This is a genomic window from Sinomonas atrocyanea, assembly GCF_030812675.1.
Taxonomy (GTDB): Bacteria; Actinomycetota; Actinomycetes; order Actinomycetales; family Micrococcaceae; genus Sinomonas; species Sinomonas atrocyanea_B.
This window is the reverse complement of the sequence record NZ_JAUSTE010000021.1, coordinates 1-13,011: the sequence shown is the minus strand read 5'-3', so window position 1 is coordinate 13,011 and position 13,011 is coordinate 1. Positions and strand designations below refer to the sequence as shown.

The following is a 13,011-nucleotide window of genomic DNA, read 5'->3' as shown; positions in this document are numbered from 1 at the left end:
GAGAGAAAGTTCGCCGAACCTCTTGTCTGTTGCGCCGGCAGCAAATAGATTGGTCACACAGCAACGAACGAGAGCTGGATCACATGCCTTCCGGTCGTTGCTACTGCAGCAAACAACCCTCATCTAGAGCAAATTCGAAGGAGTACGCCATGAGCCAGGACATCGCAGTGGGCCAGGACATCGAGACCCGTCTCGCCGCCGTGCTGGAGGAGGCATTCGAAGCCGGCACCGGCATCTACAACGAGCGCGGCTTCAAGCGTCGGATCGGCTACGGCAACCGTCCCGCCGTCATCCACATCGACCTCGCGAACGCCTGGACGCGTCCGGGCCACCCGTTCAGCTGCCCGGGCATGGAGGAGATCATCCCGAATGTCCAGCGGATCAACGAGGCCGCGCGCGCCAAGGGTGTCCCGGTCTTCTACACCACGAACGTGTACCGCAACCGCGACGCCACCTCCGGGACCAACGACATGGGCCTGTGGTACTCGAAGATCCCCGTGGAGACCCTTCCCGCGGACTCCTACTGGGCCCAGATCGACGACCGCATCGCGCCCGCGGAAGGCGAGGTCGTGATCGAGAAGAACCGCGCCTCGGCATTCCCGGGGACCAACCTCGAGCTCTTCCTGACCTCCAACCGCATCGACACGCTGATCGTGACCGGCGCGACCGCGGCCGGATGCGTGCGCCACACCGTCGAGGACGCGATCGCCAAGGGGTTCCGCCCGATCATCGCGAGGGAGACCATCGGCGACCGAGTCCCGGGCGTCGTGCAGTGGAACCTCTACGACATCGACAACAAGTTCGGTGACGTGGAGTCCACGGATTCGGTGGTGGAGTACCTCAATGGCCTCCCGCGGTTCGAGGAGACGGTCCCGAAGACCCTCTCGGACCCCCAGCGCGAGGTAGAGGCCCCCGCGGATCCGGCCTGACCCGCACCATCCAGCGCCCGCCGTCTTCGCCCGACGGCGGGCGCTGCGCATACTCTGGCGTCGAGCACCTCGGACGCCCCCGAACGATCCCACCCTCCCGGGAGCCCCATGAACCCCGCAGCCTCTTCCACCCCTGGCAGCCAGACCGCCCCCGTCCCCCAGTCGGTGCTCCGCAAGGTCACCGGCGCGGCAGCCGCCGGCACCGTCGTCGAATGGTTCGACTTCGCCGTGTACGGCTTCCTCGCGACCCAGCTCGCGCACGCCTTCTTCCCCGCAGGCGACAACGTCGTCGGCCTGCTCCAGACCTTCGCCGTCTTCGCGGTCGCGTTCGCGCTCCGGCCCATCGGCGGCGCCGTCTTCGGCGTCCTCGGCGACAGGATCGGCCGCAAGCACGTGCTCGCCCTGACCGTCCTCCTCATGTCGGGCGCCACCATGGCCATCGGCCTCCTGCCGACGTTCGGCGCGGTCGGCGTCGTCGCGCCTCTCCTCCTGACGCTCGCTCGGAGCGTCCAGGGCCTCTCCGCCGGCGGCGAGTACGCCGGCGCCGTCGCGTACGTGATCGAGCACGCTCCCGCCGACCAGCGCTCGCGCTACTCCTCCTGGATGCCCGCCGCGACGTTCGGCTCGTTCTGCGGGGCCGCCCTGCTGTGCTGGGGGCTCACGGCAGGACTCGGCGCGGCCGCCATGAACGCGTGGGGCTGGCGCATCCCGTTCCTCGTCGCCGCGCCCCTGGGGATCGTGGCGTTCTACATCCGGCGCCGGCTCGACGAGTCGCCGGTCTTCCAGGCGGCCCTCGAAGCGCAGCGGGGCAAGGAGCACGCTCCCCTCCGCCAGACGTTCGCGCTCCAGTGGCGCCCGATGCTCATCCTGGGCGGGTACATCGCGCTCACGGCCCTCAGCTTCTACACGTTCTCCACGTACATGACCACGTTCCTGCGCGAGGTCGTGAAGATGCCCGCCGACCTCGTGCTGTTCAGCAACGTCATCGCCCTCGGGTTCGCCGCGGCCCTCGCCCCGGTCCTGGGCCGGGTCTGCGACCGGATCGGGCGCAGGCCCACCATGGTCGCCTCGTCCCTGCTCCTCGGTGCCCTCGCCGTGCCGGCGTACCTGCTGGCCTCGGGCGGCGCGTTCGGCGCGGCCCTCGGCGGGCAGGCGCTGCTCGCGGTCGGCGCCGTGACCGCGAATGTGGTGACCGCCGTGCTGCTCTCGGAGGTCTTCCCCACCGAGGTGCGCTACACCGCGTCGGCCATCACCTACAACGTGAGCTATGCCGTCTTCGGCGGGACAGCGCCGTTCGTGGCGACGTGGCTCATCGCGACCACCGGCAACCCCATGGCGCCCGCGATCTACCTGACCGTCGTCGCCGCCGGGGCGCTCGTCGCGGCGTGGCTGCTCCCGGAGACGGCGCACCGATCACTCGACGCAGGCACGACGGCGCCGAACCGCTCGGTCTCCCAGCGCGCCTGAGCGCCGCTCGCCTCGCGAGACGCCCTGCTGCCGGGGAGACGCCCGCAAGGTCGTCCCCGGCGACGGGGCGTCTCTGCATGTCCGACGCACGCCCCCCGCGATGGGGGCATCAGCCGGCGCTGGAGCGCCAGTACGCGCTGCCGTCGACCTCCCTGGCCACGATCCCCTCATCCACGAGCGCGCGCCGCACCCCGGGGATGTCGAGCACGCGTTCGGAGAGGCGCGCATTGAGCTCGCGTTCGGCCACGCGCTCGTCCTCGCCGAGGACGGCCGCGGCGAGCTCCTGCAGGAGCTGGAGCCGGCGTCCGCGCTGGCGCGGGAGGAGGTCGACCTTCCCCGCCGGCCTGGCCGGCGCCGCTGCCCTGGCCCGGGCCAGCAGCGCGGCGAGCGCAGCCTCGTCGATCCGCACCGCACCGCCCGGGAGCTCCTCGAGCACCCCGGCGGCGCGCAGCAGCCGGTCCGCTGAGGGGTCCGCCGCCACCCCCTCTTCGCCGGCCAGCGCAATGCGGGCAAAGCGCGCGCGGGCGCGGCCATTCGCGAGGGCGGCGAGGAGCTGGATCACGTGCTGCATGGCTCCACTGTGCACCCCCTGGAGCAGGGTCCGCTCGTCCGACGTGCCGCCGAGGGCGACACCGCCCTCCGGGAGGCCGCAGCCGCCGTCGTACCCGAAACGGGAAAAACACGACGAGATGCGTACCCGAAACGGGAAGAACACGACGAGATGCGTACCCGAAACGGGTGGCGCCGGGTCAGGGGCGGGGGTCGTCGCGGAGCTGGGCGTTGCCCCGGACCAGCTTGACCGCGAAGGCGAGCGCGCCGAGCTTCCCCCGGCCCCGCGGGTCGCCGCCGATCGCCGCGAAGATGCGCCTGAGCCGCTTGTGCAGCGACTGGCGCTCGAGGAAGAGGATGTCGGCCGCGTCGGTCGCATTGCACCCGGCGGTGATCCAGACGTCCAGCGTGCGCACCAGCTCGCCGCCCGTGCGCTGGTCGAGCCGGATCAGCTCGCCGAGCGACTCCTCGACGAGCGCATCGACGGCGCCGCGCGACAGCGAGCGCTCCGCCATGCGCTCGACCAGGAAGTCGGAGGCATCGTAGATCGCGTCCGTCCACTTCGAAGAGCGGCCGATCCGCCACGTGGCCCGCGCCTCCGCCAGCGAGAAGGCCGCCTGCCGGATGGTCGGGGCCGTCGGGCCGAGCGCCCCGGTGAGCCCCTTGCCCTCCACGGAGTCCCGGAGCATCCCGAGGAGCCGCTCGCGCTCGCCGTGGCCGGCGCGCGCGGGCAGGGCCAGGAGGATGTCGACCCACGCCCCGTCGACGATCAGCAGAGCCGTCGGCAGGGCGGTGCGGGCCCGCTGCTCGAACTCCGCGGCCCCGTCCGCCGGGCGGCGGATCACCGCCATGGCCAGGGGCTGGTCGGGTGCCACCCCGGCCGCCTGGCAGAGCTCGATGAGACGGTCCCCTCCGCCCCCCGCCCCGATGAGGCGCAGGAGCTCGTCCTCCGCGAGCCGGGCCAGGCTCGGCCGGTGCTGCTGGGCGAGGGCCAGCGCGACGATGCTCCGCACCCGGGCGAGGGCGGTCTCGAGCAGCTCGCCGTCCGCCTGGGGGCCGCCCACCAGCTCGAGCCGTGCGGCGCCGATGCCGCCCACCGTGAGCTCGGTGTCGGGCCCGTGGGCGTGCGGCGCCGGGTCCGGACCGGCGGCGGCGAGCAGTGCCCCGCGCGTGTCCACCACCCGCGCGTGCACCCCGAGGGTCTCGGCGATGAGCCCCACGAGCGGCCCCAGCACCGCTCCCGAGCTCGCAATCCTCTCGGTGAGCGCCTGCGAGAGGCCGTCCGCCACCTGGAGCGCGTGCACCTGTCCCGAGACGATCCTGCGGTTCACGGCCTCGGCCACGTCGACGAACGGCACTACCTGGCGCAGCTCGATGAGCGGCAGCCCGGCCTCGTCCGCGGCGGACACGAGCTCGGCGGGGAGATGCCGCCCGCTGCCGGCGGTCTCGACGGCGAGCGCGGCAACGCGCCGGGAGGCCAGGCTCCAGACGTACTCCGCCTGCGCGCCGGGCTTGAGCGCGAGCAGCGCCGCGCCCCCGGTCAGCAGGAGCTCGCCTCCCGAGAGGAGGGGCGCGATCTCGAGGACCTCGCTCGAGTGCACCCACCGGACCCGCGCGCCCTCGACCGCGCGCTGGCCGCCCACCACGACGGGCGCCCCGCTGGCGAGCACGCCGCCGGCAAGGATCTCGATCAGGGGCAGGGACATGGGGCCTCACTCTCGGCCGGGGATAACACGGGTAGACAGATTGTCACCCACAAGTCCTCGGCTGGGCGACACAACGTATCTAGGTGGTGACGCGCCGCACATCTACGCTTGAAGGCAGCCGGCTACTCGCTCCCCCAGCGAACACTACGAGAAAGTAGTCTCACATGAGCCTTCGCACTCAGAGCAAGACTGAGGACGCCACACACGTCGTCGAAGACGTGCTGCAGCCCGTCCCCGAGTCCGCTCGCACCACCAAGGTCTCCGGGCAGTTCTGGATCTGGGCTGGGGCCAACGTCGCCCCCATCAACTGGATCCTCGGTGCCCTCGGCATCAACATGGGCCTCGGCCTCGCCGACACGATGACCGTGCTCGTCCTCGGCAACGTCATCGGCATGGTCGGCTTCGGCTTCTTCGTCCTGCTCGGACAGAAGACCGGCGCCACCGGAATGCTCCTGGCCCGCGGGGCGTTCGGCCGCCGCGGCGCCTACCTCCCCGCGGCGATCCAGGCCCTCGTCGCCGTCGGCTGGTCCGCCGTGAACACGTGGGTCATCCTCGACCTCGTCATGGCGCTCTTCGGCATGATCGGCTGGGTCGATCCGACCCAGCAGAACCTGGCCTGGAAGATCGGCATCGCCGCCGTGATCATGGGCATCCAGGTGACCATCTGCTACCGCGGCTACGGCGCGATCGCGAAGTTCGAGCGCATCACCATGCCGCCGACCCTCCTCGTCCTCGTCGCGATGTCCATCATCGCGTGGACCCAGCTGCCCATCGACTGGCACTACGCGGGCCCGGCCGGCGCGATCCTCACCGGCGGCGAGCGCATCGCCGCAATGTCCGGGATCATGACCGCGATCGGCATCGGCTGGGGCATCGGCTGGTTCACCTACGCCCCCGACTACTCCCGCTTCGTCTCCAAGAGCATCCCGAAGAAGAAGCTCTACTTCACCTCGGTCCTGGGCCAGTTCCTCCCGGTCGTGTGGCTGGGCCTGCTCGGCGCGAGCCTCGCGACCATGAACGGCACGGCGGACCCGGGCGAGCTGATCGTCAAGAGCTTCGGCGTCATGGCGATCCCGGTGATCCTGCTCGTGATCCACGGCCCGATCGCCACGAACATCATCAACCTCTACACGTTCGGCGTGGCCGCCCAGGCCCTCGACATCCGCATCGGCCGGCGCGCGCTCTCCATCGTTGTGGGCTGCCTGTCCATGGTCGCGGTGATCTTCTTCCTCTTCGCCGAGGACTTCGCGGCGCTCCTGGACAGCTGGCTCGGCGCCATCGTCGCGTGGGTCGCGACCTGGGGCGGCATCATGGCGGTCCACTACTTCGTGTTCGAGCGCAAGCACAAGAACTTCGGCTACCTCTTCCTGGACCCCAAGGACACGCGCCTCAAGGCCGTCAACCCGATCGCCCTCATCTCCTTCCTCGCCGGCCTGATCATGACGTGGCTGTTCATGTACGGCGGCGATCCGCTCCTCCAGGGCCCCATCGCCACCGCCATGGGCGGCGTGGACCTCTCCTGGCTCGCCGGCACCCTGACCTCGGGCCTGCTCTACCTCGCCCTCGGCTACCCGCGCTTCAAGAGCCGCATCCACCACGGGGTCCCGCTCGGCATCCGGGCCGACGTGAGCGACGAGGAGTACCTCGCCTCCCACGGTGACGCCTCGACGCACGACGGCGAGCACCCGGCGTCGTCCGCCGGCTCGCCCGCCGCCGTGGCGCCGTAGCCCCCTCCGGCACCCCAACACCGCCGGCGGCGGGCCTGCCCGCCGCCGGCGCCCCAGACACACCCCCCGAACACGTTCCCAGGAGGAGCCATGCCCAGCAGCGTCTTCATGGAGGAGATCGATGCCTTCACCTACCGCGAGGCCATCGCGGCGGGTGCGCCGATCATCATCCCCGTGGGCTCGATCGAGCAGCACGGCCCGCACCTGCCGCTCAACACGGACGTCGTCCTGTCGCGGGCCATGAGCGAGCGACTCGCCGAGGCCGTGGGAGGGCTGGTCGCCGCACCGATCGTGTACGGCTACAAGTCGCAGCAGCGCTCGGGCGGCGGCAACCACCTCGGCGGGACGACGAGCCTGGACGCGGCCACGCTCATCTCGATCGCCCGCACGCTCACCCTCGAGTTCGCGCGGCACGGGGCCCGGCGGCTCGTCTTCCTCAACGGCCACTTCGAGAACTACCAGTTCCTCTACGAGGGCGTCGAGCAGGCCACCTCGGAGCTGGTCCTGCGGGGCCAGGACGTCTCGGCACTCCTGCTCTCCTACTGGGACTTCGTGGACGAGGACACGATCGAGCAGATCTACCGCGGCACCTTCCCCGGGTGGGACGTGGAGCACGGCGGCGTCCTCGAGACCTCGCTCATGCTCCACCTGCATCCCGAGCGGGTGCAGCTGGACCGGGTCATGGACCTGCCCGCCGCGCAGCTGCCCAAGTACGACGTCCTGCCGGTGCGGGCAGAGCTCACCCCCGCCTCGGGGTGCCTGTCCTCCGCCGCGGCGGCGTCGGGCGAGGCCGGCGCACTGCTCCTCGAGCGGACCTCCGCGGCGCTCGCGGCGGAGGTGGACGCCGAGCTGCGCTCCAGCTCGCCCCTCGCCGTCATCTAGTTGCAACTGCCGCAACATCGGTGCGACTTATTGACCGTGACCCAGACCACACGTAGTCTGGTGCAACCGAGTTGCGGTAAACGCAACCCCAAGCTTCTGGTGGTTTCCCATGAGCACTGAACACTCCCCCCGCCTGGCATCCCCGACCAGCGCAGGGCACGAGGCAGACGTGCCGCTGAGCGGACAGCCCTCCCCGGCAGGGTCCGACGGCATCGGCAAAGACGCCCGCCGTCGGGTCCTGTGGGGCAGCTTCATCGGCAACTTCGTCGAGTGGTTCGACTACGCGGTCTACGGCTACCTCGCCTCCACGATCGCCGCGGCCTTCTTCCCGGACTCCGACAAGCAGACCGCGCTGCTGGCGACCTTCGCAGTCTTCGCGATCTCGTTCTTCGTCCGGCCCCTCGGCGGCTTCGTGTGGGGCCACATCGGCGACCGCCTCGGCCGCCGCACGGCCCTCTCCCTCTCCATCCTCATCATGAGCGGCGCGACGTTCTGCATCGCCCTCATCCCGCCCTACGCCATGATCGGCGTCGGGGCCCCGATCATCCTCCTCGTGATCCGCGTGATCCAGGGCTTCTCGGCCGCAGGCGAGTACGCCGGGGCCTCCGCGTTCCTCGTCGAGTACGCCCCAGCCCACCGCCGTGGCCTCTACGCAGCGGTCGTCCCGGCCTCCACGGCCGCCGGCCTCCTGCTCGGCTCGCTCCTCGCGGCCCTGCTCTCGATCGTCCTCACCGATTCGGAGATGGCGGCCTGGGGCTGGCGCCTGCCGTTCCTGCTCGCGGCCCCGATGGGCCTGATCGGGCGGTACATCCGGACCAAGCTCGAGGACACCCCCGTGTTCCGCGAACTGGCCCAGGAGGACGAGGTCACCCACGCCCCGGTCAAGGACATGTTCGTCAAGCACTGGCGCTCGCTCATCCTGGCGGTCGGCGCGGTGCTGCTCAACGCCGTCGGCTTCTACGTGATCCTCTCCTACATGCCCACCTACCTCTCCACGGAGCTGGGCTTCGGGGCCACGGAGTCCTTCTTCGCCACGACGATCGCGCTGCTGACCTACATCGGCTTCATCTTCCTCACCGGGATGGCCTCGGACCGCTTCGGCCGCAAGCGCGTGCTCCTGTCCGCCTCGATCCTGTTCATCCTCCTCACGGTCCCGGCGTTCATGCTGCTCGACTCCGGCAACTTCGCGGTCATCCTGCTCGTCGAGGTCTTCCTCGGCGCGATGCTCACCCTCAACGACGGGACCCTGCCGAGCTTCCTCGCCGAACTCTTCCCGACCCGCATCCGGTACTCCGGCTTCGCCGTGAGCTTCAACCTCGCCAACGCCGTCTTCGGCGGCACGGCCCCGTTCATGGCGACCCTGCTGATCGGGCTCCTGCACACGAAGCTGGCACCCGCCTGGTACCTCGTCGCCGCCGCCATCGTCTCCCTCATCGCCGTCCTGTGCGCCAAGGAGACCTCCCGCCGGCCGCTGGCCCACTGACCTTTCCGACTTTCCTCACCTCTACGCACACACAACCCCTGAAAAGGAGACCCACCATGTCCGTCGACACGAACGTCACGAACGTCACCGAGCTCGAGCGCCTCAAGGTGCTCCACAACGGCACCAAGGGAAAGCTCACGTTCTCCGACGCCGAGTTCGAGCGCCGCCTCGGAGGCCTCCGCCAGATCATGGCCGCCAAGGACCTGGACGCCGTCATCCTGACCAGCTACCACGGCATCAAGTACTACTCCGACTTCCTCTACACCACGTTCGGACGCAACTACGCCCTCGTCGTCACCGCCGACGACTCAGTCACCGTCACCGCGAACATCGATGCCGGCATGCCGTGGCGCACCTCCTACGGCGAGAACATCGTCTACACGGACTGGCGCCGCGACAACTTCTTCTTCGGCCTGCAGGAGGCCCTGCGCCAGCGCGGCGTCAAGGCCACCCGCCTCGGCGTCGAGGACGACTTCCTCCCGGGCCTGACGCGCGAGAAGATCGCCGCCGCCTTCCCGGGCGCCGAGCTCCTCGACGTCTCCCAGGACGCCATGCGCCAGCGCATGATCAAGTCCGCGGAGGAGATCGAGGTCATCAAGCACGGTGCCCGCATCGGCGACCTCGGCGGCGAGGCCATCCGCAACGCCATCCGCGAGGGCATCTCCGAGTACGAGGTCGCGCTCATCGGCACGGAGGCGATGGTCCACGAGATCGCCAAGACCTTCCCGGACCGCGAGGTCCGCGACACGTGGGTCTGGTTCCAGTCCGGCATCAACACCGACGGCGCCCACAACTGGGCCACCACCCGGAAGCTCCAGCGGGGCGACATCCTCTCGCTGAACTGCTTCCCGATGACCTCCGGCTACTACACGGCCCTCGAGCGCACCCTGTTCCTGGGCCAGCCGGACGAGCGCTCCCTCGAGCTGTGGAACATCAACGTCGAGGTCCACCGCCGCGGGCTCGAGCTGATCAAGCCCGGCGCCGTCTGCAAGGACATCGCCGCCGAGCTGAACGAGATCTACATCTCGCACGGCCTCCTCGCCAACCGCACGTTCGGCTACGGCCACTCGTTCGGCGTCCTCTCGCACTACTACGGCCGCGAGGCGGGCCTCGAGCTGCGCGAGGACATCGAGACGGTCCTCGAGCCCGGCATGGTCGTCTCGATGGAGCCCATGATCACGGTCGCCGACGGCCTCCCGGGCGCCGGCGGCTACCGCGAGCACGACATCCTGGTGATCGGCGAGGACACGGTGGAGAACATCACCAAGTTCCCGTTCGGCCCCGAGAAGAACATCATCGAGGCCTGATCCGCCCCGATGCCGCAGTTCCGGGGCCGGCCCGTCACGGGGGCCGGCCCCGGTGAGCACGACGGCGCCGCACCTCGCCTCACGCGGGGTGCGGCGCCGCCGTCGTACGCCCCGCGGGGCGCCACCAGGAGAGGACACCACGATGACCGAGCCCACACCGGCGCCCCGGCGCATAGGGTTGAGCCATGACTGAGAACGGCAACGGTGAGGCCGGCGAGGGGCGCGCGGCCTCGCCCATCTCGAACGCCGTGGCGGTGCTGCGCTGCTTCAGCGTCGACGAGCCGCTGCTGGGCGTCACCGAGATCGCCGCCCAGGTGGGCCTGCACAAGAGCTCCGTGTCCCGGATCCTGAGCACCCTCGAGTCCGAGGGGCTCGTGGAGCGCGACGAGCCGACGCGCAGGTTCCGGCTCGGGCTGGGCATCATCGCCGTGGCCGGCCCGCTGCTGGCCGACCTGGACGTGCGCCGGGTCGCGTACCCCGTGCTCCGCGAACTCGGCGAGAAGACGGGCGAGACCTCCGCGCTCCTGCTCTGGAACGGCCACGAGGCCATCTCGGTCGAGCAGATCCCGAGCCGCCATCAGGTCAAGCACACCACGACCCTCGGGACCCGCTACGCGACGGCGCTGTCCGCCTCGGTGCAGGTCTTCCTCGCCACCGAGACGCCCGAGCGGGTCCGCGAGCTGCTGGGCACCGGCGCCGTGCAGCTGCCGCAGGCCGACAGCAGCGCGCTCGACGCCTACGCCGCGCGCCTAGCCGACGCCGCGGGCAAGGGCTACGCGGTCAACTACGGCGAGACCTCCCCGGACGAGGTGGGCGTGGCCTCCCCCGTGTACGACCACCGGGGCGATGTGGTTGCGGCCGTGCTGATCTCCGCGCCGCGCTACCGGGTGTCCCCCGAGCGGCTCGCAGAGATCTGCGAGGCCTGCGCCCGCGCCGCCGTGGACGTGACCCGGCGGCTCGGCGGCAACGCGGGAGGCCGTGCCGCCGCGGGCTGACGCGCGCAAAGCCGGACCGCGTCCCGGCCAGCTCGGCGCCCGAGCCTACTCGGCGATGTCCTCCGCCCACAGCTCGGCGTGCTCGCGCTGGAAGTCCGCCATCATCTCGGCGCAGCGCGGGTCGTCGAGCACCTCGACCTCGACGCCGCGGGAGCGCAGCAGCTCGAGCTCGCCGCCGAACGTCCGCGCCTCGCCGACCACGACCCTGGGGATCTTGAACTGGATGACCGTCCCGGTGCACATCGCGCACGGGGCGAGCGTCGTGTAGAGCACGGTGTCGCGGTAGGTGCGCTGGCGGCCCGCTGCCCGCAGCGCGGCCATCTCGCCGTGGGCGATGGGATCGCCGCTCTGGATGCGCTCATTGTGGCCGACGGCGATCACCTCGCCGTTGCGGACCAGGGCTGCGCCGATGGGGATCCCGCCCTGGGCGAGGCCCTCCCGGGCAGCCGAGAGGGCCGCCTCGAACCCTGCGCTCACTGCTGGGCACCGTGCCGGGTCCCGTGCCCGACGCCGGCGGGGACGAGCATGACCTTGGTCGAGCGCCGCTCGTCCATCGCCCGGTACGCCTCGGCGGCGTCCTCGAGCGGCAGCACCGAGTCGAACACCGGGCCGGGGTTGATCGCGCCCGAGAGGACGTCGGCGAGCAGCTCGGGAAGGTACTGGCGGGTGGACGCCGCGCCGCCGCCCACCGAGATGTTCTTGGAGAACATGGTGCCGATCGGCAGCTCGGCGCCACCGGCAGGGACGCCCACGAATCCAAGGCTGCCGCCGGGACGGGTGCAGGCGAAGGCCTGCTCCATGGACTCCTTGGTGCCGACGCACTCGAGCACGGAGTCGGCGAGGACGCCCCCCAGGATCTCGCGGACCTTCTCCGCGGCGTCCTTGCCGCGCTCCGCCACCACGTCCGTGGCGCCGAACTGGCGGGCGATCGCGGCCCGGTCCTCGTGCCGCGACATGGCGATGATGCGCTCGGCGCCGAGCCGCTTGGCGGCGAGGACCGCGCACAGGCCCACCGCGCCGTCGCCCACCACCACGACACTCCGCCCGGGGCCCACGTGGGCGGCCACGGCGGCGTGGTGGCCGGTGCCCATGACGTCGGAGAGGGTGAGCAGGCTCTTGGTGAGGGCCTCGTCCGGGTCGCTCACGCCGGGGACCGCGACGAGGGTGCCGTTGGCGAGGGGCACGCGGACCCGCTCCCCCTGGCCGCCGTCCACGGGGAGGCCCTGCTCGTCGGCGCCGCCCCACGCGGCCCGGTGCTCGCAGGCGACCTGCACGCCGTTGCGGCAGGGCGGGCACTCGCCGCAGGAGATCGCCCAGGGCGCCACGACGAAGTCGCCCACCCTGACCGCGGTCACGTCGTCGCCGACGGCCTCGACGATCCCGACGAACTCGTGCCCGATCGGGTGGGGCTCCTCGGTAGCGCGCACTCCGCGGTAGGGCCACAGGTCGGAGCCGCACACGCAGGCCGCGGTCACGCGCACCACGGCGTCGCCCGGGAGGCGGACCTCGGGCTCGGGCCGGTCTTCGACGCGGATGTCGCGGGTTCCGTGGATCATGGTGGCGCGCATGGGGGCTCCTTGCGTTGCGTGGCTGCGTTCAGGTCCAACCTACTCCCGCTCGTCCCGCTCGGCCGACCCACCCCGTCTGGGGGTCACCTCCTGGGAGTCACCTTCTGAAGGTCACCTCCTGGGGGTCACCTCCTGGGGGTCACCTCCTGGGGATCGCCTCCTGGGAGTCGCCTCCGCGGAGTCCGACCTGGTTTCGGGCCACCCGGGGGCGCGCCGTTCCCGACACGCCGCGTGCGGCCGCGGCAGCGCGCGAAGGGTGGTCGGACTCCGCCCGGGCCTCCCCCGAGCACGACGGCGGCCCGGGGCCCGGGGGGGGGGGGGGGGGCGGGCCCCCGGGGGGGGGGGGGGGGGACAGCCGGTGGGGGAGTGGGGGCAGGGGCCCCGGGGTTAACCCGGGG

General features: G+C 71.2%; 11 protein-coding genes. 7 read left to right on the top strand and 4 right to left on the bottom strand.

Annotated features, from left to right (window positions below):
- Positions 1–149 precede the first annotated feature (149 nt).
- Positions 150–929, top strand: coding sequence for an N-carbamoylsarcosine amidohydrolase (locus J2W20_RS18530; protein ID WP_307008566.1), 780 nt, complete (start codon positions 150–152; stop codon positions 927–929).
- 108 nt (positions 930–1,037) lie between these two features.
- Entirely contained in the window at positions 1,038–2,396 is a 1,359-nt protein-coding gene (locus J2W20_RS18525; RefSeq protein ID WP_307008563.1) for an MFS transporter, read from the top strand.
- A 109-nt stretch (positions 2,397–2,505) separates the two neighbouring features.
- On the opposite strand, the gene J2W20_RS18520 is transcribed toward J2W20_RS18525, so the two are convergent.
- Entirely contained in the window at positions 2,506–2,967 is a 462-nt protein-coding gene (locus tag J2W20_RS18520; RefSeq protein ID WP_307008561.1) for a DUF2087 domain-containing protein, read from the bottom strand.
- A gap of 178 nt (positions 2,968–3,145) precedes the next feature.
- On the bottom strand, positions 3,146–4,651 hold the full coding sequence (locus J2W20_RS18515; RefSeq protein WP_307008559.1) for a PucR family transcriptional regulator: 1,506 nt from the start codon (positions 4,649–4,651) through the stop codon (positions 3,146–3,148).
- A gap of 164 nt (positions 4,652–4,815) precedes the next feature.
- On the opposite strand from J2W20_RS18515, the gene J2W20_RS18510 reads away from it, so the two are divergent.
- The 5 genes from J2W20_RS18510 (at position 4,816) to J2W20_RS18490 (ending at position 11,045) form a co-directional block, all read left to right on the top strand.
- Entirely contained in the window at positions 4,816–6,378 is a 1,563-nt protein-coding gene (locus J2W20_RS18510; protein ID WP_307008558.1) for a purine-cytosine permease family protein, read from the top strand.
- Between the two features lie 90 nt (positions 6,379–6,468).
- Positions 6,469–7,260 carry a creatininase gene (locus J2W20_RS18505; protein WP_307008555.1) on the top strand — a complete coding sequence of 264 codons (792 nt, stop codon included), beginning with the start codon at positions 6,469–6,471 and terminating at the stop codon, positions 7,258–7,260.
- A gap of 109 nt (positions 7,261–7,369) precedes the next feature.
- Entirely contained in the window at positions 7,370–8,743 is a 1,374-nt protein-coding gene (locus J2W20_RS18500; RefSeq protein ID WP_307008553.1) for an MFS transporter, read from the top strand.
- Positions 8,744–8,799: 56 nt separating this feature from the next.
- Complete coding sequence (locus J2W20_RS18495; protein ID WP_307008552.1) at positions 8,800–10,050, top strand: M24 family metallopeptidase; 1,251 nt, start codon at positions 8,800–8,802, stop codon at positions 10,048–10,050.
- A gap of 185 nt (positions 10,051–10,235) precedes the next feature.
- Positions 10,236–11,045, top strand: a complete 810-nt coding sequence (locus J2W20_RS18490; protein ID WP_307008549.1) for an IclR family transcriptional regulator — start codon at positions 10,236–10,238, stop codon at positions 11,043–11,045.
- Between the two features lie 45 nt (positions 11,046–11,090).
- On the opposite strand, the gene J2W20_RS18485 is transcribed toward J2W20_RS18490, so the two are convergent.
- Positions 11,091–11,522, bottom strand: coding sequence for a nucleoside deaminase (locus J2W20_RS18485; RefSeq protein ID WP_307008547.1), 432 nt, complete (start codon positions 11,520–11,522; stop codon positions 11,091–11,093).
- Positions 11,519–12,613 (bottom strand): zinc-dependent alcohol dehydrogenase family protein, encoded by a 1,095-nt coding sequence (locus J2W20_RS18480; protein WP_307008545.1) that lies wholly within the window; start codon positions 12,611–12,613, stop codon positions 11,519–11,521. The genes J2W20_RS18485 and J2W20_RS18480 overlap by 4 nt, the downstream gene beginning before the upstream one ends.
- Positions 12,614–13,011 lie beyond the last annotated feature (398 nt).